Origin of the sequence: Vibrio astriarenae, assembly GCF_010587385.1 — a bacterium.
In the GTDB taxonomy this organism is placed as follows: domain Bacteria; phylum Pseudomonadota; class Gammaproteobacteria; order Enterobacterales; family Vibrionaceae; genus Vibrio; species Vibrio astriarenae.
This window is the reverse complement of sequence record NZ_CP047475.1, coordinates 188,535-213,807: the sequence shown is the minus strand read 5'-3', so window position 1 is coordinate 213,807 and position 25,273 is coordinate 188,535. Positions and strand designations below refer to the sequence as shown.

The window sequence follows — 25,273 nt, the reverse complement described above, 5'->3', positions numbered from 1 at the left end:
GCTATGGATAAAAGTAAGTACGCCGCACCTCAATTCTCATTGTCACTATTGCACCCAAAAAACTGGGGAGTATGGCTAGGGTTTGGCTCTCTTGCCATCATAGTCAATTTACTCCCTTACGCCCTGCTGCTAAAACTTGGCAAAAGCTTAGGGCGTTTAGGTATGCGCTATGGAAAAAAACGCGTCAGCGTTGCAAAGCGCAATCTCGAACTTGCCTTCCCTGATATGGATGAACAGGAGCGCGAAGTACTCGTTATAGAAAACTTTGAGAACACCGGTCTAGCGCTCATTGAAACTGGCATCACTTGGTTTTGGCCAACTTGGCGCTTCAAACAACTGCTGATTGAAAAAGATATTTCAGCGGTCCGACAGCATGCTAAGAGCGGTAAAGGCGTCCTTCTATGCTGCGTGCATGCACTCAACCTAGAGATCACGGCAAGAGCATTTGCTGTGCTCGGTGTGCCTGGTTATGGCGCATTTCGCCCGCACAATAACCCCGCCTACAACTTCATTCAGTACTGGGGACGTACGCACAATGGTAATAAGCTGATCGACCGTAAAGACGTTAAGTACATGATCAAGATTTTGCGCCAAGGCGAACGCCTATTCTATCTGCCGGATCACGACTACGGTCGCAACAAATCAGAGTTCGTTCCATTCTTCGCGGTAGAGGATGCATGTACCACAACAGGGACGAGTATTCTTGCGTATACCAGCCACTGTGCCATTGTGCCAGGATCTGGTTTCCGTAACGACAATGGGAAATACGAAATAATGGCTGAGCAGTCAATTGAGGCAGACTACCCGCAAAAGGACATGAAGGCGGCAGCTGCGTACATGAACAAGTACGTTGAGATGATTATCCTACGCGCGCCATCCCAGTGGATGTGGCTACATAAGCGCTTCAAGACAATGGAAGATGAATCCGCCGAAAAAGGCAGTCGTTACAATTAGCAGCTACAAAAAAGGTATCCCAATGGATACCTTTTTGCTTTCAACATCAGCGAAATCTAGATGCCGTATTGCGCGCGATAAGCTTTAACTGCATCTAGGTGTTCTGTATTGTCACCTTTCTCTTCCAAGAAAGTGATGAGGTCTGTCAGGCTGACAATCGAAATAACAGCACACCCAAAATCACGTTCAACTTCTTGAATCGCGGATAGCTCACCCTTGCCCTTTTCTTGACGATCGATGGCAACAAGCACACCCGCTAGATCAGCACCGTTCGCTTTGATGATCTCCATAGACTCACGAATGGCAGTGCCCGCTGTGATGACATCATCAACCAGCATGATACGGCCTTCTAATGCACTGCCCACAAGGTTGCCACCTTCACCGTGGTCTTTTGCCTCCTTACGGTTAAAACAGTATGGAGTATCCACATCATGGTGATCCGCAAGAGCGACTGCGGTTGTGGTCGCAATTGGGATGCCTTTGTACGCAGGGCCAAATAGAACATCATAATCAATACCCGAATCCGCTAATGCAGCAGCGTAAAAGCGACCAAGACGAGCTAGGTCACGACCAGTGTTAAACAAGCCAGCGTTAAAGAAATATGGGCTTTTACGACCTGATTTCAGGGTAAATTCGCCAAACTTCAAAACTTCTTTCTCTAGTGCAAATTCAATAAACTCACGCTGGTATGCTTTCATTGGTGTCTCTCTATATAAAAGTGTTAGTAGGAGGAAGACTAACAGGTTTACTCAAATACTGTGTCGTTGCCGAAACCACAACACAGACAAAAAAATAGCCCCCATAGTGGGAGCTATAAAAACTAGTCTGCTAGTGCAGCTTTCTGCACAGCAACAATTTCTGTAATGCCTTTCTTCGCCGAATCTAAAAGGTCAAGCAGCTCTTCATGGCTAAACGGTTCGCCCTCTGCTGTACCTTGGATTTCAATCATCTTGCCTTCTTCAGTCATCACGACATTCATATCAGTGTCGGCAGCAGAATCTTCAACGTACTCCAAATCACATAGTACATCTTCACCCAGAATACCCACAGAAACTGCGGCTACGTGGCCTCTCATCGGATTTGCTTTTAGCTTGCCATTATCGACGAGGTATTGGAATGCATCAGCCATAGCGACACTTGCGCCAGAGATAGAGGCAGTACGCGTACCACCATCGGCTTGAATAACATCACAATCGACAGTCACCATGATTTCACCCATGGCTTGCAAGTCAACGACGGCACGTAAGCTACGAGCAATCAAACGCTGAATTTCCATCGTACGGCCGCCTTGTTTACCACTTGCCGCTTCACGGCGAGTGCGCGAGTGCGTCGCGCGAGGCAACATACCGTATTCTGCCGTTACCCAACCTTTACCTTGCCCTTTCAGCCAACGAGGAACGTTCTCTTCCACAGTCGCATTACAAAGAACCTTCGTATTACCAAATTCTACTAATACTGAACCTTCAGCATAGGCGGTGTAGTTACGAGTAATCTTAATAGGACGAACTTGGTCTTTAGCACGATCGTTTGGACGCATAGACAATAACCTTATCAAGTGAGGTGTGGGCTTTAATTGGGGCAAGATTATAGCGGAAACAAGGGGGTTTCGCTAACAGATTAAAGAATATGCATAGGTTTCGCGACATCTCAGCAATAGATTACAAGGATGTGCTACTATTGCGCTGTAAATTTTCAAAATATTAAATAGGAAAATTCGATGATTTTCAGTATGACGGCCTATGCTCGTAAAGAAGTAAAAGGCGATTGGGGTACCGCAATTTGGGAAATTCGTAGTGTTAACCAACGCTACCTTGAAACTTACTTTCGTATGCCAGAGCAGTTCCGTGGTTTAGAGCCTGTGCTTCGTGAGCGTTTCCGCAAGCGCCTTGCCCGAGGTAAAGTTGAGTGTGCACTGCGCTTTGAAGCAAACCCTGCGGCAAAAGGGGAGCTGACCATCAACGAAACTCTTGCAAAGCAGGTCGTTGATGCAGCAAACCAAATCATGGCGATTACAGGTGAAAGTAGCCGTCTGAATCCTTTTCAAGTAATGCAGTGGACAGGTGTTATGGAAACACCTGAGCAAGACATGGATGCCATCAACATAACTCTGCTTAAAGCATTTGATGATGCTCTAGGTGAGTTTATCGAAGCTCGTGGCCGAGAAGGCGAGAACATGAAGGCACTTATCAATCAGCGACTTGAAGCGATTACTTCTGAAGTCACTAAGGTACGCGCACGCATGCCTGAGATCCTAGAATGGCAACGCGAGCGCCTACTTGGTAAATTTGAAGATGCTAAAGTTGACCTAGACCCAACTCGAGTGGAGCAAGAGCTCATTCTTCTTGCACAAAAATCGGATGTAGCAGAAGAGCTCGACCGTTTAGACTCACATGTAAAAGAAGCGACGAATATACTGAAAAAAGGTGGGGCAGTTGGCCGCCGTCTTGACTTTATGATGCAAGAGTTCAATCGTGAGTCAAATACATTAGCTTCAAAATCAATCAGTACGGATATCACGGCTTCTGGGGTCGAACTGAAAGTTCTTATCGAACAAATGCGCGAGCAGATCCAGAATATTGAATAAGTAGTTTAGCTATTTAATACAAAGCCCCGAATTTTTATCGGGGCTTTTTTGTATCTAGTTATCTACAGACAGCCCAACCGCACTCAAACGATCTTTAAAGTCATCCAAGCTATCGCCCTTATATGTAGGGTTACCATTAAAGTAACGCGGCTTTTCAGGCAGCATAGCATTCTTCAGCTCTTTCTCCTGATCAGGGTTATCATGATAGACAGTTACACGATGTGGTATCTCTTGTTTGATCGTAGCCATCTTGTTGTTCTCCTTTTCAATCATGCTTTGGTAAATACTTCAGAATGGAATTGGAAGAATTAAAAATAGCACTAAAAGAAAAACCAGAACCGTTTATGGTCACATTTCGTACATCGATACACATTCAACGCTGTTTTCTTACAAAATTTGAGATCAAAAACTGGTTAAAGAGGGAAAACTTGGCCAAATATAGGAAAAGAAGCGTAAAGAACGAATGTTCAAACGTAAAAAAGCCCTAGTCTTTCGACTAGGGCTTAGTATAAGTGGCGGAGTGGACGGGACTCGAACCCGCGACCCCCGGCGTGACAGGCCGGTATTCTAACCAACTGAACTACCACTCCGCAGTGGTCTATTTAAAGTCTTATCTAAATCGTGCTTCAAATAGATAATGTTCAAAGCCTGGCGATGTCCTACTCTCACATGGGGAAGCCCCACACTACCATCGGCGCTATTGCGTTTCACTTCTGAGTTCGGCATGGAAATCAGGTGGGTCCACAATGCTATGGTCGCCAAGCAAATTCTTAATTCGGAAAGCTATTTAAAAGTTAATGTGCACACATTCAATATTCTTGCTTTGAGTCCATCAAAACCCCTTGGGTGTTGTATGGTTAAGCCTCACGGGCAATTAGTACAGGTTAGCTCAACGCCTCACAACGCTTACACACCCTGCCTATCAACGTTCTAGTCTTGAACAACCCTTTAGGACACTTAAAGTGCCAGGGAAGACTCATCTCAGGGCTCGCTTCCCGCTTAGATGCTTTCAGCGGTTATCGATTCCGAACTTAGCTACCGGGCAATGCGTCTGGCGACACAACCCGAACACCAGAGGTTCGTCCACTCCGGTCCTCTCGTACTAGGAGCAGCCCCCTTCAATCTTCCAACGCCCACGGCAGATAGGGACCGAACTGTCTCACGACGTTCTAAACCCAGCTCGCGTACCACTTTAAATGGCGAACAGCCATACCCTTGGGACCGACTTCAGCCCCAGGATGTGATGAGCCGACATCGAGGTGCCAAACACCGCCGTCGATATGAACTCTTGGGCGGTATCAGCCTGTTATCCCCGGAGTACCTTTTATCCGTTGAGCGATGGCCCTTCCATACAGAACCACCGGATCACTATGACCTGCTTTCGCACCTGCTCGAATTGTCATTCTCGCAGTCAAGCGGGCTTATGCCATTGCACTAACCTCACGATGTCCAACCGTGATTAGCCCACCTTCGTGCTCCTCCGTTACTCTTTGGGAGGAGACCGCCCCAGTCAAACTACCCACCAGGCACTGTCCTCACCCCAGATAATGGGGCTAAGTTAGAACATCAAACATACAAGGGTGGTATTTCAAGGATGGCTCCACGAATACTGGCGTACTCGCTTCAAAGCCTCCCACCTATCCTACACATGTAGGCTCAATGTTCAGTGCCAAGCTGTAGTAAAGGTTCACGGGGTCTTTCCGTCTAGCCGCGGGTACACTGCATCTTCACAGCGATTTCAATTTCACTGAGTCTCGGGTGGAGACAGCGTGGCCATCATTACGCCATTCGTGCAGGTCGGAACTTACCCGACAAGGAATTTCGCTACCTTAGGACCGTTATAGTTACGGCCGCCGTTTACCGGGGCTTCGATCAAGAGCTTCGACCTAAGTCTAACCCCATCAATTAACCTTCCGGCACCGGGCAGGCGTCACACCGTATACGTCATCTTACGATTTTGCACAGTGCTGTGTTTTTAATAAACAGTTGCAGCCACCTGGTATCTGCGACTCCCCATAGCTCCATCCGCAAGGGACTTCACCGCGAGGAGCGTACCTTCTCCCGAAGTTACGGTACCATTTTGCCTAGTTCCTTCACCCGAGTTCTCTCAAGCGCCTTGGTATTCTCTACCCGACCACCTGTGTCGGTTTGGGGTACGATTCCTTACAATCTGAAGCTTAGAGGCTTTTCCTGGAAGCATGGCATCAATGACTTCACTACCGTAGTAGCTCGACATCGTGTCTCAGCCTTAAAGAGAGCCGGATTTACCTAACTCTCAAGCCTACGCACTTGAACCTGGACAACCGTCGCCAGGCCCACCTAGCCTTCTCCGTCCCCCCATCGCAATTGTAAGAAGTACGGGAATATTAACCCGTTTCCCATCGACTACGCCTTTCGGCCTCGCCTTAGGGGTCGACTTACCCTGCCCCGATTAACGTTGGACAGGAACCCTTGGTCTTCCGGCGAGGAGGTTTTTCACCCCCTTTATCGTTACTCATGTCAGCATTCGCACTTCTGATACCTCCAGCAGACCTTACAGTCCACCTTCAACGGCTTACAGAACGCTCCCCTACCCAATGACTAAAAGTCATTGCCGCAGCTTCGGTGTATAGCTTAGCCCCGTTACATCTTCCGCGCAGGCCGACTCGACTAGTGAGCTATTACGCTTTCTTTAAATGATGGCTGCTTCTAAGCCAACATCCTAGCTGTCTAAGCCTTCCCACATCGTTTCCCACTTAGCTATACTTTGGGACCTTAGCTGGCGGTCTGGGTTGTTTCCCTCTCCACGACGGACGTTAGCACCCGCCGTGTGTCTCCCGGATAGTACTCACTGGTATTCGGAGTTTGCAAAGGGTTGGTAAGTCGGGATGACCCCCTAGCCTTAACAGTGCTCTACCCCCAGTGGTATTCGTCCGAGGCTCTACCTAAATAGATTTCGGGGAGAACCAGCTATCTCCAGGTTTGATTGGCCTTTCACCCCTAGCCACAAGTCATCCGCTAATTTTTCAACATTAGTCGGTTCGGTCCTCCAGTTGATGTTACTCAACCTTCAACCTGCCCATGGCTAGATCACCTGGTTTCGGGTCTATATCCAGCAACTCGACGCCCAGTTAAGACTCGATTTCTCTACGGCTCCCCTAGATGGTTAACCTTGCTACTGAATATAAGTCGCTGACCCATTATACAAAAGGTACGCAGTCACACCACGAAGGTGCTCCTACTGCTTGTACGTACACGGTTTCAGGTTCTATTTCACTCCCCTCACAGGGGTTCTTTTCGCCTTTCCCTCACGGTACTGGTTCACTATCGGTCAGTCAGTAGTATTTAGCCTTGGAGGATGGTCCCCCCATATTCAGACAGGATATCACGTGTCCCGCCCTACTCGATTTCACTGATGATGAGATGTCGGTTACGGGGCTATCACCCTGTATCGCGCCACTTTCCAGAGGCTTCACCTGTCTCATTAAAAGCTTAAGGGCTAATCCAATTTCGCTCGCCGCTACTTTCGGAATCTCGGTTGATTTCTTTTCCTCGGGGTACTTAGATGTTTCAGTTCCCCCGGTTCGCCTCACTAACCTATGTATTCAGTTAGTGATAGCACCTTATGGTGCTGGGTTTCCCCATTCAGGAATCCTAGACTCAAAGATTTTTACTATCTAATCTAGGCTTATCGCAAGTTAATACGCCTTTCATCGCCTCTGACTGCCAAGGCATCCACCGTGTACGCTTAGTCACTTAACCATACAACCCGAAGGAGTTTCGAGTTGTTGTTTAAACAACCAAAGTTGTCTGCAATTTTTATACATGATGCAGACTCGATTTTGCCGGACTCAAATATAAGTATCCTTCGATACTTTCCAAGAACACTTGAATGTGTGTTGGTACCTAAAACCGTAGTTTTAGGATTTGAGAACTTTTAATTGAATAACAACGCATCTCAAAGAGATGGGGATTGTTGTTATTCGTCAGCTTTCCAAATTGTTAAAGAGCATATTTCTACTTAAAGAAACATTTTCTAAAGACTCTCAGAGTCGAAAAATCCAACCACATACAAGTTACCGAAGTGGTTTGGAAATCCTAATCCAAAAATATTTAGAGAATGGTGGGCGATACCGGGCTCGAACCAGTGACCCCCTGCTTGTAAGGCAGGTGCTCTCCCAACTGAGCTAATCGCCCACGATAAGTTTTAATTCCTTCGCGGAGAAAGAATGGTGGGTCGTGCAGGATTCGAACCTGCGACCAATTGATTAAAAGTCAACTGCTCTACCAACTGAGCTAACGACCCAATGGTATCCCGTAGGGGAGTCGAACCCCTGTTACCGCCGTGAAAGGGCGGTGTCCTAGGCCTCTAGACGAACGGGACACTAAGTGCTTGAACATCTTGGGGGATGTTCATATCTCTTTACTTTATAAACCATCAATCTGTGTGAACACTCATCGCAATAATCATCGTATAAGGAGGTGATCCAGCCCCAGGTTCCCCTAGGGCTACCTTGTTACGACTTCACCCCAGTCATGAACCACAAAGTGGTGAGCGTCCTCCCGAAGGTTAAACTACCCACTTCTTTTGCAGCCCACTCCCATGGTGTGACGGGCGGTGTGTACAAGGCCCGGGAACGTATTCACCGTGGCATTCTGATCCACGATTACTAGCGATTCCGACTTCATGGAGTCGAGTTGCAGACTCCAATCCGGACTACGACGCACTTTTTGGGATTCGCTCACTCTCGCAAGTTGGCTGCCCTCTGTATGCGCCATTGTAGCACGTGTGTAGCCCTACTCGTAAGGGCCATGATGACTTGACGTCGTCCCCACCTTCCTCCGGTTTATCACCGGCAGTCTCCCTGGAGTTCCCACCCGAAGTGCTGGCAAACAAGGATAAGGGTTGCGCTCGTTGCGGGACTTAACCCAACATTTCACAACACGAGCTGACGACAGCCATGCAGCACCTGTCTCAGAGTTCCCGAAGGCACCAATCCATCTCTGGAAAGTTCTCTGGATGTCAAGAGTAGGTAAGGTTCTTCGCGTTGCATCGAATTAAACCACATGCTCCACCGCTTGTGCGGGCCCCCGTCAATTCATTTGAGTTTTAATCTTGCGACCGTACTCCCCAGGCGGTCTACTTAACGCGTTAGCTCCGAAAGCCACGGCTCAAGGCCACAACCTCCAAGTAGACATCGTTTACGGCGTGGACTACCAGGGTATCTAATCCTGTTTGCTCCCCACGCTTTCGCATCTGAGTGTCAGTATCTGTCCAGGGGGCCGCCTTCGCCACCGGTATTCCTTCAGATCTCTACGCATTTCACCGCTACACCTGAAATTCTACCCCCCTCTACAGTACTCTAGTCTGCCAGTTTCAAATGCTGTTCCGAGGTTGAGCCCCGGGCTTTCACATCTGACTTAACAAACCACCTGCATGCGCTTTACGCCCAGTAATTCCGATTAACGCTCGCACCCTCCGTATTACCGCGGCTGCTGGCACGGAGTTAGCCGGTGCTTCTTCTGCAGCTAACGTCAAACGAGCACGCTATTAACGTACCCGCCTTCCTCACTGCTGAAAGTGCTTTACAACCCGAAGGCCTTCTTCACACACGCGGCATGGCTGCATCAGGCTTGCGCCCATTGTGCAATATTCCCCACTGCTGCCTCCCGTAGGAGTCTGGACCGTGTCTCAGTTCCAGTGTGGCTGATCATCCTCTCAGACCAGCTAGGGATCGTCGCCTTGGTGAGCCTTTACCTCACCAACTAGCTAATCCCACCTGGGCTAATCTTGACGCGAGAGGCCCGAAGGTCCCCCTCTTTGGCCCGAAGGCATTATGCGGTATTAGCTATCGTTTCCAATAGTTATCCCCCACATCAAGGCATATTCCCAGGCATTACTCACCCGTCCGCCGCTCGCCGCCCATGATTTCCACCGAAGCTTCTATCATGTCGCTGCCGCTCGACTTGCATGTGTTAGGCCTGCCGCCAGCGTTCAATCTGAGCCATGATCAAACTCTTCAATTTAAGATTTTGATGTCCCGAAGGACTGACTCAATGAATACTGACTTCAAAACTACTAATGTAATTTTAAAGCTATTATCGTTCCAACAGAACGATAATGAATTGACTGTGCCGATACTAATGTATCGATTGGTCACTCAGTTCATTGAAATCTAAGTTGATACCGAAGTATCTAATTGGATTATCATCAACGAGTGCCCACACAGATTGATAGGTTTATATTGTTAAAGAGCTTTGCTATCAAGGCCTTAACCTCGAAGCGGATGCGTATAATACGCGATTGACTCTGTAAGTCAACATAAAACTTTAAGATATTTCTTAAAACTTTATGGTGACTCGTCTCATCGAGACAAGTCGAAATTAAAGCCTGGCGATGTCCTACTCTCACATGGGGAAGCCCCACACTACCATCGGCGCTATTGCGTTTCACTTCTGAGTTCGGCATGGAAATCAGGTGGGTCCACAATGCTATGGTCGCCAAGCAAATTCTTAATTCGGAAAGCTATTTAAAAGTTAATGTGCACACATTCAATATTCTTGCTTTGAGTCCATCAAAACCCCTTGGGTGTTGTATGGTTAAGCCTCACGGGCAATTAGTACAGGTTAGCTCAACGCCTCACAACGCTTACACACCCTGCCTATCAACGTTCTAGTCTCGAACAACCCTTTAGGACACTTAAAGTGCCAGGGAAGACTCATCTCAGGGCTCGCTTCCCGCTTAGATGCTTTCAGCGGTTATCGATTCCGAACTTAGCTACCGGGCAATGCGTCTGGCGACACAACCCGAACACCAGAGGTTCGTCCACTCCGGTCCTCTCGTACTAGGAGCAGCCCCCTTCAATCTTCCAACGCCCACGGCAGATAGGGACCGAACTGTCTCACGACGTTCTAAACCCAGCTCGCGTACCACTTTAAATGGCGAACAGCCATACCCTTGGGACCGACTTCAGCCCCAGGATGTGATGAGCCGACATCGAGGTGCCAAACACCGCCGTCGATATGAACTCTTGGGCGGTATCAGCCTGTTATCCCCGGAGTACCTTTTATCCGTTGAGCGATGGCCCTTCCATACAGAACCACCGGATCACTATGACCTGCTTTCGCACCTGCTCGAATTGTCATTCTCGCAGTCAAGCGGGCTTATGCCATTGCACTAACCTCACGATGTCCAACCGTGATTAGCCCACCTTCGTGCTCCTCCGTTACTCTTTGGGAGGAGACCGCCCCAGTCAAACTACCCACCAGGCACTGTCCTCACCCCAGATAATGGGGCTAAGTTAGAACATCAAACATACAAGGGTGGTATTTCAAGGATGGCTCCACGAATACTGGCGTACTCGCTTCAAAGCCTCCCACCTATCCTACACATGTAGGCTCAATGTTCAGTGCCAAGCTGTAGTAAAGGTTCACGGGGTCTTTCCGTCTAGCCGCGGGTACACTGCATCTTCACAGCGATTTCAATTTCACTGAGTCTCGGGTGGAGACAGCGTGGCCATCATTACGCCATTCGTGCAGGTCGGAACTTACCCGACAAGGAATTTCGCTACCTTAGGACCGTTATAGTTACGGCCGCCGTTTACCGGGGCTTCGATCAAGAGCTTCGACCTAAGTCTAACCCCATCAATTAACCTTCCGGCACCGGGCAGGCGTCACACCGTATACGTCATCTTACGATTTTGCACAGTGCTGTGTTTTTAATAAACAGTTGCAGCCACCTGGTATCTGCGACTCCCCATAGCTCCATCCGCAAGGGACTTCACCGCGAGGAGCGTACCTTCTCCCGAAGTTACGGTACCATTTTGCCTAGTTCCTTCACCCGAGTTCTCTCAAGCGCCTTGGTATTCTCTACCCGACCACCTGTGTCGGTTTGGGGTACGATTCCTTACAATCTGAAGCTTAGAGGCTTTTCCTGGAAGCATGGCATCAATGACTTCACTACCGTAGTAGCTCGACGTCGTGTCTCAGCCTTAAAAAGAGCCGGATTTACCTAACTCTTAAGCCTACGCACTTGAACCTGGACAACCGTCGCCAGGCCCACCTAGCCTTCTCCGTCCCCCCATCGCAATTGTAAGAAGTACGGGAATATTAACCCGTTTCCCATCGACTACGCCTTTCGGCCTCGCCTTAGGGGTCGACTTACCCTGCCCCGATTAACGTTGGACAGGAACCCTTGGTCTTCCGGCGAGGAGGTTTTTCACCCCCTTTATCGTTACTCATGTCAGCATTCGCACTTCTGATACCTCCAGCAGACCTTACAGTCCACCTTCAACGGCTTACAGAACGCTCCCCTACCCAATGACCTAAGTCATTGCCGCAGCTTCGGTGTATAGCTTAGCCCCGTTACATCTTCCGCGCAGGCCGACTCGACTAGTGAGCTATTACGCTTTCTTTAAATGATGGCTGCTTCTAAGCCAACATCCTAGCTGTCTAAGCCTTCCCACATCGTTTCCCACTTAGCTATACTTTGGGACCTTAGCTGGCGGTCTGGGTTGTTTCCCTCTCCACGACGGACGTTAGCACCCGCCGTGTGTCTCCCGGATAGTACTCACTGGTATTCGGAGTTTGCAAAGGGTTGGTAAGTCGGGATGACCCCCTAGCCTTAACAGTGCTCTACCCCCAGTGGTATTCGTCCGAGGCTCTACCTAAATAGATTTCGGGGAGAACCAGCTATCTCCAGGTTTGATTGGCCTTTCACCCCTAGCCACAAGTCATCCGCTAATTTTTCAACATTAGTCGGTTCGGTCCTCCAGTTGATGTTACTCAACCTTCAACCTGCCCATGGCTAGATCACCTGGTTTCGGGTCTATATCCAGCAACTCGACGCCCAGTTAAGACTCGATTTCTCTACGGCTCCCCTAGATGGTTAACCTTGCTACTGAATATAAGTCGCTGACCCATTATACAAAAGGTACGCAGTCACACCACGAAGGTGCTCCTACTGCTTGTACGTACACGGTTTCAGGTTCTATTTCACTCCCCTCACAGGGGTTCTTTTCGCCTTTCCCTCACGGTACTGGTTCACTATCGGTCAGTCAGTAGTATTTAGCCTTGGAGGATGGTCCCCCCATATTCAGACAGGATATCACGTGTCCCGCCCTACTCGATTTCACTGATGATGAGATGTCGGTTACGGGGCTATCACCCTGTATCGCGCCACTTTCCAGAGGCTTCACCTGTCTCACTAAAAGCTTAAGGGCTAATCCAATTTCGCTCGCCGCTACTTTCGGAATCTCGGTTGATTTCTTTTCCTCGGGGTACTTAGATGTTTCAGTTCCCCCGGTTCGCCTCACTAACCTATGTATTCAGTTAGTGATAGCACCTTATGGTGCTGGGTTTCCCCATTCAGGAATCCTAGACTCAAAGATTTTTACTATCTAATCTAGGCTTATCGCAAGTTAATACGCCTTTCATCGCCTCTGACTGCCAAGGCATCCACCGTGTACGCTTAGTCACTTAACCATACAACCCGAAGGAGTTTCGAGTTGTTGTTTAAACAACCAAAGTTGTCTGCAATTTTTATACATGATGCAGACTCGATTTTGCCGGACTCAAATATAAGTATCCTTCGATACTTTCCAAGAACACTTGAATGTGTGTTGGTACCTAAAACCGTAGTTTTAGGATTTGAGAACTTTTAATTGAATAACAACGCATCTCAAAGAGATGGGGATTGTTGTTATTCGTCAGCTTTCCAAATTGTTAAAGAGCATATTTCTACTTAAAGAAACATTTTCTAAAGACTCTCAGAGTCGAAAAATCCAACCACATACAAGTTACCGAAGTGGTTTGGAAATCCTAATCCAAAAATATTTAGAGAATGGTGGGCGATACCGGGCTCGAACCAGTGACCCCCTGCTTGTAAGGCAGGTGCTCTCCCAACTGAGCTAATCGCCCACGATAAGTTTTAATTCCTTCGCGGAGAAAGAATGGTGGGTCGTGCAGGATTCGAACCTGCGACCAATTGATTAAAAGTCAACTGCTCTACCAACTGAGCTAACGACCCAATGGTATCCCGTAGGGGAGTCGAACCCCTGTTACCGCCGTGAAAGGGCGGTGTCCTAGGCCTCTAGACGAACGGGACACTAAGTGCTTGAACATCTTGGGGGATGTTCATATCTCTTTACTTTATAAACCATCAATCTGTGTGAACACTCATCGCAATAATCATCGTATAAGGAGGTGATCCAGCCCCAGGTTCCCCTAGGGCTACCTTGTTACGACTTCACCCCAGTCATGAACCACAAAGTGGTGAGCGTCCTCCCGAAGGTTAAACTACCCACTTCTTTTGCAGCCCACTCCCATGGTGTGACGGGCGGTGTGTACAAGGCCCGGGAACGTATTCACCGTGGCATTCTGATCCACGATTACTAGCGATTCCGACTTCATGGAGTCGAGTTGCAGACTCCAATCCGGACTACGACGCACTTTTTGGGATTCGCTCACTCTCGCAAGTTGGCTGCCCTCTGTATGCGCCATTGTAGCACGTGTGTAGCCCTACTCGTAAGGGCCATGATGACTTGACGTCGTCCCCACCTTCCTCCGGTTTATCACCGGCAGTCTCCCTGGAGTTCCCACCCGAAGTGCTGGCAAACAAGGATAAGGGTTGCGCTCGTTGCGGGACTTAACCCAACATTTCACAACACGAGCTGACGACAGCCATGCAGCACCTGTCTCAGAGTTCCCGAAGGCACCAATCCATCTCTGGAAAGTTCTCTGGATGTCAAGAGTAGGTAAGGTTCTTCGCGTTGCATCGAATTAAACCACATGCTCCACCGCTTGTGCGGGCCCCCGTCAATTCATTTGAGTTTTAATCTTGCGACCGTACTCCCCAGGCGGTCTACTTAACGCGTTAGCTCCGAAAGCCACGGCTCAAGGCCACAACCTCCAAGTAGACATCGTTTACGGCGTGGACTACCAGGGTATCTAATCCTGTTTGCTCCCCACGCTTTCGCATCTGAGTGTCAGTATCTGTCCAGGGGGCCGCCTTCGCCACCGGTATTCCTTCAGATCTCTACGCATTTCACCGCTACACCTGAAATTCTACCCCCCTCTACAGTACTCTAGTCTGCCAGTTTCAAATGCTGTTCCGAGGTTGAGCCCCGGGCTTTCACATCTGACTTAACAAACCACCTGCATGCGCTTTACGCCCAGTAATTCCGATTAACGCTCGCACCCTCCGTATTACCGCGGCTGCTGGCACGGAGTTAGCCGGTGCTTCTTCTGCAGCTAACGTCAAACGAGCACGCTATTAACGTACCCGCCTTCCTCACTGCTGAAAGTGCTTTACAACCCGAAGGCCTTCTTCACACACGCGGCATGGCTGCATCAGGCTTGCGCCCATTGTGCAATATTCCCCACTGCTGCCTCCCGTAGGAGTCTGGACCGTGTCTCAGTTCCAGTGTGGCTGATCATCCTCTCAGACCAGCTAGGGATCGTCGCCTTGGTGAGCCTTTACCTCACCAACTAGCTAATCCCACCTGGGCTAATCTTGACGCGAGAGGCCCGAAGGTCCCCCTCTTTGGCCCGAAGGCATTATGCGGTATTAGCTATCGTTTCCAATAGTTATCCCCCACATCAAGGCATATTCCCAGGCATTACTCACCCGTCCGCCGCTCGCCGCCCATGATTTCCACCGAAGCTTCTATCATGTCGCTGCCGCTCGACTTGCATGTGTTAGGCCTGCCGCCAGCGTTCAATCTGAGCCATGATCAAACTCTTCAATTTAAGATTTTGATGTTCCGAAGAACTGACTCAATGAATACTGACTTCAAAACTACTAATGTAATTTTAAAGCTATTATCGTTCCAACAGAACGATAATGAATTGACTGTGCCGATACTAAGTATCGATTGGTCACTCAGTTCATTGAAATCTAAGTTGAAGCCTAAGCTTCATTTTGGATTATCATCAACGAGTGCCCACACAGATTGATAGGTTTATATTGTTAAAGAGCTTTGCTATCAAGGCCTTAACCTCGAAGCGGATGCGTATAATACGCGATTGACTCTGTAAGTCAACATAAAACTTTAAGATATTTCTTAAAACTTTATGGTGACTCGTCTCATCGAGACAAGTCGAAATTAAAGCCTGGCGATGTCCTACTCTCACATGGGGAAGCCCCACACTACCATCGGCGCTATTGCGTTTCACTTCTGAGTTCGGCATGGAAATCAGGTGGGTCCACAATGCTATGGTCGCCAAGCAAATTCTTAATTCGGAAAGCTATTTAAAAGTTAATGTGCACACATTCAATATTCTTGCTTTGAGTCCATCAAAACCCCTTGGGTGTTGTATGGTTAAGCCTCACGGGCAATTAGTACAGGTTAGCTCAACGCCTCACAACGCTTACACACCCTGCCTATCAACGTTCTAGTCTCGAACAACCCTTTAGGACACTTAAAGTGCCAGGGAAGACTCATCTCAGGGCTCGCTTCCCGCTTAGATGCTTTCAGCGGTTATCGATTCCGAACTTAGCTACCGGGCAATGCGTCTGGCGACACAACCCGAACACCAGAGGTTCGTCCACTCCGGTCCTCTCGTACTAGGAGCAGCCCCCTTCAATCTTCCAACGCCCACGGCAGATAGGGACCGAACTGTCTCACGACGTTCTAAACCCAGCTCGCGTACCACTTTAAATGGCGAACAGCCATACCCTTGGGACCGACTTCAGCCCCAGGATGTGATGAGCCGACATCGAGGTGCCAAACACCGCCGTCGATATGAACTCTTGGGCGGTATCAGCCTGTTATCCCCGGAGTACCTTTTATCCGTTGAGCGATGGCCCTTCCATACAGAACCACCGGATCACTATGACCTGCTTTCGCACCTGCTCGAATTGTCATTCTCGCAGTCAAGCGGGCTTATGCCATTGCACTAACCTCACGATGTCCAACCGTGATTAGCCCACCTTCGTGCTCCTCCGTTACTCTTTGGGAGGAGACCGCCCCAGTCAAACTACCCACCAGGCACTGTCCTCACCCCAGATAATGGGGCTAAGTTAGAACATCAAACATACAAGGGTGGTATTTCAAGGATGGCTCCACGAATACTGGCGTACTCGCTTCAAAGCCTCCCACCTATCCTACACATGTAGGCTCAATGTTCAGTGCCAAGCTGTAGTAAAGGTTCACGGGGTCTTTCCGTCTAGCCGCGGGTACACTGCATCTTCACAGCGATTTCAATTTCACTGAGTCTCGGGTGGAGACAGCGTGGCCATCATTACGCCATTCGTGCAGGTCGGAACTTACCCGACAAGGAATTTCGCTACCTTAGGACCGTTATAGTTACGGCCGCCGTTTACCGGGGCTTCGATCAAGAGCTTCGACCTAAGTCTAACCCCATCAATTAACCTTCCGGCACCGGGCAGGCGTCACACCGTATACGTCATCTTACGATTTTGCACAGTGCTGTGTTTTTAATAAACAGTTGCAGCCACCTGGTATCTGCGACTCCCCATAGCTCCATCCGCAAGGGACTTCACCGCGAGGAGCGTACCTTCTCCCGAAGTTACGGTACCATTTTGCCTAGTTCCTTCACCCGAGTTCTCTCAAGCGCCTTGGTATTCTCTACCCGACCACCTGTGTCGGTTTGGGGTACGATTCCTTACAATCTGAAGCTTAGAGGCTTTTCCTGGAAGCATGGCATCAATGACTTCACTACCGTAGTAGCTCGACGTCGTGTCTCAGCCTTAAAAAGAGCCGGATTTACCTAACTCTTAAGCCTACGCACTTGAACCTGGACAACCGTCGCCAGGCCCACCTAGCCTTCTCCGTCCCCCCATCGCAATTGTAAGAAGTACGGGAATATTAACCCGTTTCCCATCGACTACGCCTTTCGGCCTCGCCTTAGGGGTCGACTTACCCTGCCCCGATTAACGTTGGACAGGAACCCTTGGTCTTCCGGCGAGGAGGTTTTTCACCCCCTTTATCGTTACTCATGTCAGCATTCGCACTTCTGATACCTCCAGCAGACCTTACAGTCCACCTTCAACGGCTTACAGAACGCTCCCCTACCCAATGACCTAAGTCATTGCCGCAGCTTCGGTGTATAGCTTAGCCCCGTTACATCTTCCGCGCAGGCCGACTCGACTAGTGAGCTATTACGCTTTCTTTAAATGATGGCTGCTTCTAAGCCAACATCCTAGCTGTCTAAGCCTTCCCACATCGTTTCCCACTTAGCTATACTTTGGGACCTTAGCTGGCGGTCTGGGTTGTTTCCCTCTCCACGACGGACGTTAGCACCCGCCGTGTGTCTCCCGGATAGTACTCACTGGTATTCGGAGTTTGCAAAGGGTTGGTAAGTCGGGATGACCCCCTAGCCTTAACAGTGCTCTACCCCCAGTGGTATTCGTCCGAGGCTCTACCTAAATAGATTTCGGGGAGAACCAGCTATCTCCAGGTTTGATTGGCCTTTCACCCCTAGCCACAAGTCATCCGCTAATTTTTCAACATTAGTCGGTTCGGTCCTCCAGTTGATGTTACTCAACCTTCAACCTGCCCATGGCTAGATCACCTGGTTTCGGGTCTATATCCAGCAACTCGACGCCCAGTTAAGACTCGATTTCTCTACGGCTCCCCTAGATGGTTAACCTTGCTACTGAATATAAGTCGCTGACCCATTATACAAAAGGTACGCAGTCACACCACGAAGGTGCTCCTACTGCTTGTACGTACACGGTTTCAGGTTCTATTTCACTCCCCTCACAGGGGTTCTTTTCGCCTTTCCCTCACGGTACTGGTTCACTATCGGTCAGTCAGTAGTATTTAGCCTTGGAGGATGGTCCCCCCATATTCAGACAGGATATCACGTGTCCCGCCCTACTCGATTTCACTGATGATGAGATGTCGGTTACGGGGCTATCACCCTGTATCGCGCCACTTTCCAGAGGCTTCACCTGTCTCACTAAAAGCTTAAGGGCTAATCCAATTTCGCTCGCCGCTACTTTCGGAATCTCGGTTGATTTCTTTTCCTCGGGGTACTTAGATGTTTCAGTTCCCCCGGTTCGCCTCACTAACCTATGTATTCAGTTAGTGATAACACCTTATGGTGCTGGGTTTCCCCATTCAGGAATCTCAGACTCACAGGTTTTTACTACCTAATCTGAGCTTATCGCAAGTTAATACGCCTTTCATCGCCTCTGACTGCCAAGGCATCCACCGTGTACGCTTAGTCACTTAACCATACAACCCGAAGGAGTTTCGAGTTGTTGTTTAAACAACCAAAGTTGTCTGCAATTTTTATACATGATGCAGACTCGATTTTGCCGGACTCAAATATTAAGTATCTTTCGATACTTCCAAGAACACTTGAATGTGTGTTGGTACCTAAAACCGTAGTTTTAGGATTTGAGAACTTTTAATTGAATAACAACGCATCTCAAAGAGATGGGGATTGTTGTTATTCGTCAGCTTTCCAAATTGTTAAAGAGCAAGATTTCTTTCGAAACCATTTTTAAAAGCACTCATCGAATGCGCTTAAAGATGGTGGAGCTAAGCAGGATCGAACTGCTGACCTCCTGCGTGCAAGGCAGGCGCTCTCCCAGCTGAGCTATAGCCCCATCAATAGGTGATGTCGTCGCCAATCTCTTGGGAGGAAATTGGTGGGTCTGAGTGGACTTGAACCACCGACCTCTCGCTTATCAGGCGAACGCTCTAACCACCTGAGCTACAGACCCGACATCATCTCTTTAATTCTATAAACCATCAATCTGTGTGAACACTCATCGCAATAATCATCGTATAAGGAGGTGATCCAGCCCCAGGTTCCCCTAGGGCTACCTTGTTACGACTTCACCCCAGTCATGAACCACAAAGTGGTGAGCGTCCTCCCGAAGGTTAAACTACCCACTTCTTTTGCAGCCCACTCCCATGGTGTGACGGGCGGTGTGTACAAGGCCCGGGAACGTATTCACCGTGGCATTCTGATCCACGATTACTAGCGATTCCGACTTCATGGAGTCGAGTTGCAGACTCCAATCCGGACTACGACGCACTTTTTGGGATTCGCTCACTCTCGCAAGTTGGCTGCCCTCTGTATGCGCCATTGTAGCACGTGTGTAGCCCTACTCGTAAGGGCCATGATGACTTGACGTCGTCCCCACCTTCCTCCGGTTTATCACCGGCAGTCTCCCTGGAGTTCCCACCCGAAGTGCTGGCAAACAAGGATAAGGGTTGCGCTCGTTGCGGGACTTAACCCAACATTTCACAACACGAGCTGACGACAGCCATGCAGCACCTGTCTCAGAGTTCCCGAAGGCACCAATCCATCTCTGGAAAGTTCTCTGGATGTCAAGAGTAGGTAAGGTTCTTCGCGTTGCATCGAATTAAACCACATGCTCCACCGCTTGTGCGGGCCCCCGTCAATTCATTTGAGTTTTAATCTTGCGACCGTACTCCCCAGGCGGTCTACTTAACGCGTTAGCTCCGAAAGCCACGGCTCAAGGCCACAACCTCCAAGTAGACATCGTTTACGGCGTGGACTACCAGGGTATCTAATCCTGTTTGCTCCCCACGCTTTCGCATCTGAGTGTCAGTATCTGTCCAGGGGGCCGCCTTCGCCACCGGTATTCCTTCAGATCTCTACGCATTTCACCGCTACACCTGAAATTCTACCCCCCTCTACAGTACTCTAGTCTGCCAGTTTCAAATGCTGTTCCGAGGTTGAGCCCCGGGCTTTCACATCTGACTTAACAAACCACCTGCATGCGCTTTACGCCCAGTAATTCCGATTAACGCTCGCACCCTCCGTATTACCGCGGCTGCTGGCACGGAGTTAGCCGGTGCTTCTTCTGCAGCTAACGTCAAACGAGCACGCTATTAACGTACCCGCCTTCCTCACTGCTGAAAGTGCTTTACAACCCGAAGGCCTTCTTCACACACGCGGCATGGCTGCATCAGGCTTGCGCCCATTGTGCAATATTCCCCACTGCTGCCTCCCGTAGGAGTCTGGACCGTGTCTCAGTTCCAGTGTGGCTGATCATCCTCTCAGACCAGCTAGGGATCGTCGCCTTGGTGAGCCTTTACCTCACCAACTAGCTAATCCCACCTGGGCTAATCTTGACGCGAGAGGCCCGAAGGTCCCCCTCTTTGGCCCGAAGGCATTATGCGGTATTAGCTATCGTTTCCAATAGTTATCCCCCACATCAAGGCATATTCCCAGGCATTACTCACCCGTCCGCCGCTCGCCGCCCATGATTTCCACCGAAGCTTCTATCATGTCGCTGCCGCTCGACTTGCATGTGTTAGGCCTGCCGCCAGCGTTCAATCTGAGCCATGATCAAACTCTTCAATTTAAGATTTTGATGTTCCGAAGAACTGACTCAATGAATACTGACTTCAAAACTACTAATGTAATTTTAAAGCTATTATCGTTCCAACAGAACGATAATGAATTGACTGTGCCGATACTAAGTATCGATTGGTCACTCAGTTCATTGAAATCTAAGTTGAAGCCTAAGCTTCATTTTGGATTATCATCAACGAGTGCCCACACAGATTGATAGGTTTATATTTTTAAAGAGCTTTCCTAACTGACTTGTCGCTTAGCGCCTCGTCGTCAGGGGTGCGTATAATACGCTTTGGTTTTTGTGAGTCAAGAAGTTTTTCAACTTTCTTTTCTCACCTCCTTCACTGTGTGTGACTTGCGTCGCACTCCGTGTCGGTGAGGCGGCATTATAGGGAGACCTGAGACAATGACAACCCTTTTTTTGAAGTTTTTCTGTTTTTTATTGTCGAGCGTTCATTTATCCATCAAAAACGCTGTTTTTGAATAAAATTTCAACATTTGAGTCAAGTCACACCAATAGATTGGAAAAGCACGTCGTGAAAAAGTAATATCAAAATGTTTAATTTCTGTTTTAATTGTTTGTTTTATTAACGAAGTAGATCAATTATGAATTCAAATAAGTTTTATTTTTCGCTGATCGCTGTCGCTGTCGTCGGTGGAATCGCTACTAGCCTGATTCCAATCACCCCTAGTCTTGCCTTTCTTCTTGGTGTTTTTCTGACTGCGCTGCTAATTAACTTAGTTGGCCCATCTACTAACTCAGTAGACGGTACTTCTGAAGAGGAAGTCGATACTACGACTCTTTATGTAGGTAACCTACCTTACAAAGCAAATGAAGGGCACGTGCGTGATTTGTTTGCTGACTACGGAACAGTCGTCAACGTACGTTTAATGAAAGATAAACGTACTCGCAAACGTCGTGGATTTGGTTTTGTTGTTGTCGACTCTGCCGACGCTGATTCGATGATTGAAGAACTCAACGAGCACGTTTATATGGAAAGGACCTTAAAAGTACGTGTGGCGAATGAACCTAAGTCTCAAGCGGAGAGCTCTGAATAGTCGCAAATCCCCATTTTGATATCGTTTTCTCTAGTGCACGCTGGCTAAAAGGAGTGGCACTAGAGAATATCTCTCTTTTACCCTTTACTTCACTGTCAGCCACCAGCGCTAAAATCTCTTTAACACGTCTGGCGATTGCGTTTCCTGAGTCAACCAACAACACAGCCTCTCCCAACACCTGTTGGATTTCTTCTTTTAAGAGCGGGAAGTGGGTACAGCCCAATACTGCAACATCTACCTTATCCTTCAAAGGGAACAAGATCTGCTCTAATTCAATAAGGTCAATAGTTTCGGAGCGAAGTTTATGCTCTGCCATTTCAACCAATCTAGTTGAGCCTAGCAGTTCGACAGGCTTATCTTGCGCAAAGTCTTTAATGAGCTCATGAGTGTATGGTCGAGTCACCGTTGCCGGTGTCGCAATTAAGCCAATTCCTATGGTTGCAACTGTCGATGCAGGCTTGATTGCAGGAACAACCCCAACCACCGGAACGGATAAAAACTCTCTAAGTGCAGGGAGTGCCACTGTGCTGGCAGTGTTACACGCAATCACAACTAAATCGATCGTATGCTTACGCATAAACTGCTCGATCAGTTTTGTCGTGCGCTCGACTAACGTTTCATGAGCTAATTCACCATAGGGATATGCTTCATTATCGAATAGGTAATAGTAGTTAACTTGTGGAAGAAGATCTTGAATCTCATCAAACACAGACAAGCCACCGACACCAGAGTCGAATATCAATATGGATGGGGTTGTTGAAGCGACCACTAGAAACTACCTAATTACTGAAACATCGCGATAATAGCGACTGACAAAAATTAAGCAATATACTTGTATCTTTGATAGAAGAAGCGACCATCATTTTCTTGCACCGTCATCTCCACATTAATTGATTTGCGAAAGCAAGGTGCGTTGGTTACTAAGGTATGAAACTCACCATCTTCACCACAAGGGTCTACCCCCTTAGGTAATGCCTCAATTAATTTAGAATCGTAAACTGCGCCACAAAATGAGCTATCTAGCTGTGAACTGTCGACCGTCATAAGCCGTGTCTCAATCCCTCTTTGAATAACCTCTTTCGCTAACGCTGAAGTATCCGCACCAAGAAGGGGGAGAGTGCATTCCCAGCCTTGGGGCTCTATGTAACTTCTTCTGTAGTCAGCTATGCCATTACAATACATATCACCAAAGGCAACGGCATCAATAGCAAGGCCGCTGTTTTTTAAAGCTCCAACAATCGTTGACTGATAGAGATCATTTGCAGGGAAGATCTCTGGTAAGGGAATTCGGATTAGGGGTAACCCAATGGCATCGGCTTGAGCTTGTACAACGGTTAAAGGCGTGGCTTGAAAAGGCACAGTATCATCCACGTAAGTTGTGAATAGTCCGACTACATTATAGTTATTGTCCTCTAATAACCGCTCAAGGGTTAGAGTGGAGTCTTTGCCTGATGACCAGCTAATGATTACGTTTTTCATTGTTACCTCGTAAAAAAACCGCCCGAAGGCGGCTCTGGGAAGTTAGAAACGGTACATAACGTTCAGATAGTATGCTCTTTCAGCAGCAGGATAACCCAATGCTGTCTCGTAAGACTCATCCGTTAAATTGTCTATTCGAGCACTGACTGTTAAGTTTTCATTAGCGTAGTAACTTAGTGCAGTATCAACTAAAGAATATGATGAAAGATACACATCTGAGTATGGCCAAGTTCCATAATCAACATCTGGTCGCTTTCCTACGAACTGGTAGCTGATAGACCAATCGAACTGTCCAAAAGGCACTAAAGCATTCCACTTATAAAGTTCTTTCGCTCTGCGCTGAAGTTGCTTGCCATCTTTATCCTCAGAATTCTTATAATCAGCACTTAACTGATGTTGGACGATTCCAGTGTTAAACTCCGCCGTTAATTCGATACCCTGGATATGAGTTTCACCATCTACATTGATGTATTTGTATGTATCTGGATGATAATCAATTAGGTTCGTTATCTTGTAATCGTATCCAGTAAGAGACCAGTACACTGCTTTGATAACACCATTAAAACCAACCTCAATCGCCTCAGACTCTTCGGGTTTCAATTCTGGCGTGCCATAACTAGGATCATATTGTTGGTATAAGTTCGGCGCTTTAAATGCGGTTCCAAAGGAAGCTCGAAAACCTAACTCTGGTATCAGCGAATACCCCAGTCCTAAGTTGTATGTAGCTTGTGAACCAAACTCCTCGTTATCATCAAGCCTTGCACTCGCTTCTAATGTAGTGGAGTCATACGTTATCGCAGCCAATCCGAAAATCGCAGTATTAGAACGTGAAAACTTTCTGTTCGCTGATTTATCAACATAAGATTCGTCCCTCCAATCTATGCCGCCATTAAGTTGAACAATATCGTTGAGTAAAAAACTGTTGACCCACTGGATATTCTGTTGCTCCAGTTCATCCTGGCGCCCGGTACTTTTGTTCGTTTCATGCTCATAGTCCCAGGAGTCTTGCTTTTGTGCCGAAGCTTGAAGCTCTGAACGAAGACGATCTGTCTGATAAGTTCCACCCAACGTGAGTGATAGATCCTCTTTTTCTGCCTCCATATACTGACGCCCAGAAAAAGAAGAAGAGCTGTCATACTGATAAGTATTTTCGTAAGCCCTGACATTGCCGAATAAAGATAGTTTGCTGTTAACTTTATGCGTATAGCCAATTAATCCATTTAAGGTTTCAAAGCCATGTCGGTCTCCATCATTTAAACCAGGCTGTGGCTTAACGTTGTAGCCCTTGTCGCTCTCATAACCTAGCGCAAAATTGAGCTGCCCATTTTCTGAGGTTTGAACACCAGAGGCGAGGCTCAACTCTTGATAATCCAAACTACCTAGCCCCGCACTTAGCGTAGTCGACTCCTCTGTTGCCCTAGCAATGGTTATGATGTTAATCACTCCACCAATTGCCTCAGAGCCATACAGTGAAGCCCTTGCTCCTCTCACATATTCTATTCTTTGAACGTAACTTAAAGGGATTTGATTGAAATCCACAGCACCTTTTGCTGCACGAGCAAAACGGACACCATCGACTAACACCAGAACTTGATCTGAGCTGGTACCACGTACAAAGATAGAGGCGACTTGACCTCTTCCACCATTTTGCGTGACCTGTATACCCGTTAACCTTCTTAATACATCAGGAATTGTTTTGGCTTGTGTGCGTTGGAAGTCCTCTCGAGTAACGACTTCAACTTCAGCTAAAGCAGACTTTGACGACTGCTCAAATCGATTCGCCGTCACCACCATCGTTTCGTCAGCAGTCACTTCTTGGGCATGTATAGAATGGGCGTGAGAAAGTAGCGATGCCACTGCAACCGCTAAAATAGACTTGTTCATTATTTTATCCTAAATCGCGAAAATCCT

9 protein-coding genes, 9 tRNA genes and 9 rRNA genes are annotated in these 25,273 nt (G+C 48.1%); 3 read left to right on the top strand and 24 right to left on the bottom strand.

What is annotated here, in order from left to right; translation table 11 throughout:
- Window positions 1-3: 3 nt before the first annotated feature.
- Window positions 4-954: an LpxL/LpxP family Kdo(2)-lipid IV(A) lauroyl/palmitoleoyl acyltransferase gene (lpxL, locus tag GT360_RS01080; RefSeq protein WP_164647119.1), complete on the top strand. Its 951-nt coding sequence runs from the start codon at window positions 4-6 to the stop codon at window positions 952-954.
- A gap of 56 nt (window positions 955-1,010) precedes the next feature.
- On the opposite strand, the gene pyrE is transcribed toward lpxL, so the two are convergent.
- Entirely contained in the window at window positions 1,011-1,652 is a 642-nt protein-coding gene (gene pyrE, locus GT360_RS01075) for an orotate phosphoribosyltransferase (RefSeq protein WP_164647118.1), read from the bottom strand.
- A 122-nt stretch (window positions 1,653-1,774) separates the two neighbouring features.
- Window positions 1,775-2,491 (bottom strand): ribonuclease PH, encoded by a 717-nt coding sequence (gene rph / locus GT360_RS01070; RefSeq protein WP_164647117.1) that lies wholly within the window; start codon window positions 2,489-2,491, stop codon window positions 1,775-1,777.
- A 180-nt stretch (window positions 2,492-2,671) separates the two neighbouring features.
- On the opposite strand from rph, the gene GT360_RS01065 reads away from it, so the two are divergent.
- Window positions 2,672-3,538: a YicC/YloC family endoribonuclease gene (locus GT360_RS01065; RefSeq protein WP_164647116.1), complete on the top strand. Its 867-nt coding sequence runs from the start codon at window positions 2,672-2,674 to the stop codon at window positions 3,536-3,538.
- Window positions 3,539-3,592: 54 nt separating this feature from the next.
- On the opposite strand, the gene GT360_RS01060 is transcribed toward GT360_RS01065, so the two are convergent.
- From GT360_RS01060 to GT360_RS00970, 19 genes are all read right to left on the bottom strand, one after another.
- A complete protein-coding gene (locus GT360_RS01060) occupies window positions 3,593-3,787 on the bottom strand; it encodes a hypothetical protein (RefSeq protein ID WP_164647115.1) in 195 nt (64 codons plus the stop codon).
- A gap of 264 nt (window positions 3,788-4,051) precedes the next feature.
- Window positions 4,052-4,128 (bottom strand) — tRNA-Asp (locus tag GT360_RS01055).
- Window positions 4,129-4,184: 56 nt separating this feature from the next.
- A 5S ribosomal RNA gene (rrf, locus tag GT360_RS01050) occupies window positions 4,185-4,301 on the bottom strand.
- 90 nt (window positions 4,302-4,391) lie between these two features.
- A 23S ribosomal RNA gene (locus GT360_RS01045) occupies window positions 4,392-7,279 on the bottom strand.
- 359 nt (window positions 7,280-7,638) lie between these two features.
- Window positions 7,639-7,714: transfer RNA gene (locus GT360_RS01040), tRNA-Val, on the bottom strand.
- A 33-nt stretch (window positions 7,715-7,747) separates the two neighbouring features.
- A tRNA-Lys gene (locus GT360_RS01035) sits at window positions 7,748-7,823 on the bottom strand.
- Between the two features lie 2 nt (window positions 7,824-7,825).
- Window positions 7,826-7,901: transfer RNA gene (locus GT360_RS01030), tRNA-Glu, on the bottom strand.
- Window positions 7,902-7,992: 91 nt separating this feature from the next.
- Window positions 7,993-9,544 (bottom strand): 16S ribosomal RNA (locus GT360_RS01025).
- Between the two features lie 362 nt (window positions 9,545-9,906).
- Window positions 9,907-10,023 (bottom strand): 5S ribosomal RNA (gene rrf, locus GT360_RS01020).
- A gap of 90 nt (window positions 10,024-10,113) precedes the next feature.
- Window positions 10,114-13,000: ribosomal RNA gene (locus tag GT360_RS01015) — 23S ribosomal RNA — on the bottom strand.
- A 359-nt stretch (window positions 13,001-13,359) separates the two neighbouring features.
- Window positions 13,360-13,435: transfer RNA gene (locus GT360_RS01010), tRNA-Val, on the bottom strand.
- Window positions 13,436-13,468: 33 nt separating this feature from the next.
- A tRNA-Lys gene (locus tag GT360_RS01005) sits at window positions 13,469-13,544 on the bottom strand.
- A 2-nt stretch (window positions 13,545-13,546) separates the two neighbouring features.
- Window positions 13,547-13,622, bottom strand: a tRNA-Glu gene (locus GT360_RS01000).
- Window positions 13,623-13,713: 91 nt separating this feature from the next.
- Window positions 13,714-15,265 (bottom strand): 16S ribosomal RNA (locus GT360_RS00995).
- Window positions 15,266-15,626: 361 nt separating this feature from the next.
- A 5S ribosomal RNA gene (rrf, locus tag GT360_RS00990) occupies window positions 15,627-15,743 on the bottom strand.
- A 90-nt stretch (window positions 15,744-15,833) separates the two neighbouring features.
- Window positions 15,834-18,720: ribosomal RNA gene (locus tag GT360_RS00985) — 23S ribosomal RNA — on the bottom strand.
- 301 nt (window positions 18,721-19,021) lie between these two features.
- A tRNA-Ala gene (locus GT360_RS00980) sits at window positions 19,022-19,097 on the bottom strand.
- Between the two features lie 40 nt (window positions 19,098-19,137).
- Window positions 19,138-19,214: transfer RNA gene (locus GT360_RS00975), tRNA-Ile, on the bottom strand.
- 65 nt (window positions 19,215-19,279) lie between these two features.
- Window positions 19,280-20,831: ribosomal RNA gene (locus tag GT360_RS00970) — 16S ribosomal RNA — on the bottom strand.
- The 16S, 23S and 5S rRNA genes sit together here with 9 tRNA genes alongside, the layout of an rRNA operon.
- A gap of 599 nt (window positions 20,832-21,430) precedes the next feature.
- Between GT360_RS00970 and GT360_RS00965 the strand changes: the two genes are divergently transcribed.
- Window positions 21,431-21,883 (top strand): RNA recognition motif domain-containing protein, encoded by a 453-nt coding sequence (locus tag GT360_RS00965; protein WP_164647114.1) that lies wholly within the window; start codon window positions 21,431-21,433, stop codon window positions 21,881-21,883.
- Here GT360_RS00965 and murI read toward each other — a convergent pair.
- Genes murI through btuB form a run of 3 tightly spaced genes read right to left on the bottom strand, consistent with a single transcriptional unit; the run spans window position 21,855 to window position 25,246 of the window.
- Window positions 21,855-22,652, bottom strand: coding sequence for a glutamate racemase (murI, locus tag GT360_RS00960; protein ID WP_164647113.1), 798 nt, complete (start codon window positions 22,650-22,652; stop codon window positions 21,855-21,857). The genes GT360_RS00965 and murI overlap by 29 nt on opposite strands.
- Before the next feature lie 50 nt (window positions 22,653-22,702).
- Window positions 22,703-23,362 carry a Dph6-related ATP pyrophosphatase gene (locus tag GT360_RS00955; protein WP_164647112.1) on the bottom strand — a complete coding sequence of 220 codons (660 nt, stop codon included), beginning with the start codon at window positions 23,360-23,362 and terminating at the stop codon, window positions 22,703-22,705.
- A gap of 42 nt (window positions 23,363-23,404) precedes the next feature.
- Window positions 23,405-25,246: a TonB-dependent vitamin B12 receptor gene (btuB, locus tag GT360_RS00950; RefSeq protein WP_164647111.1), complete on the bottom strand. Its 1,842-nt coding sequence runs from the start codon at window positions 25,244-25,246 to the stop codon at window positions 23,405-23,407.
- Window positions 25,247-25,273 lie beyond the last annotated feature (27 nt).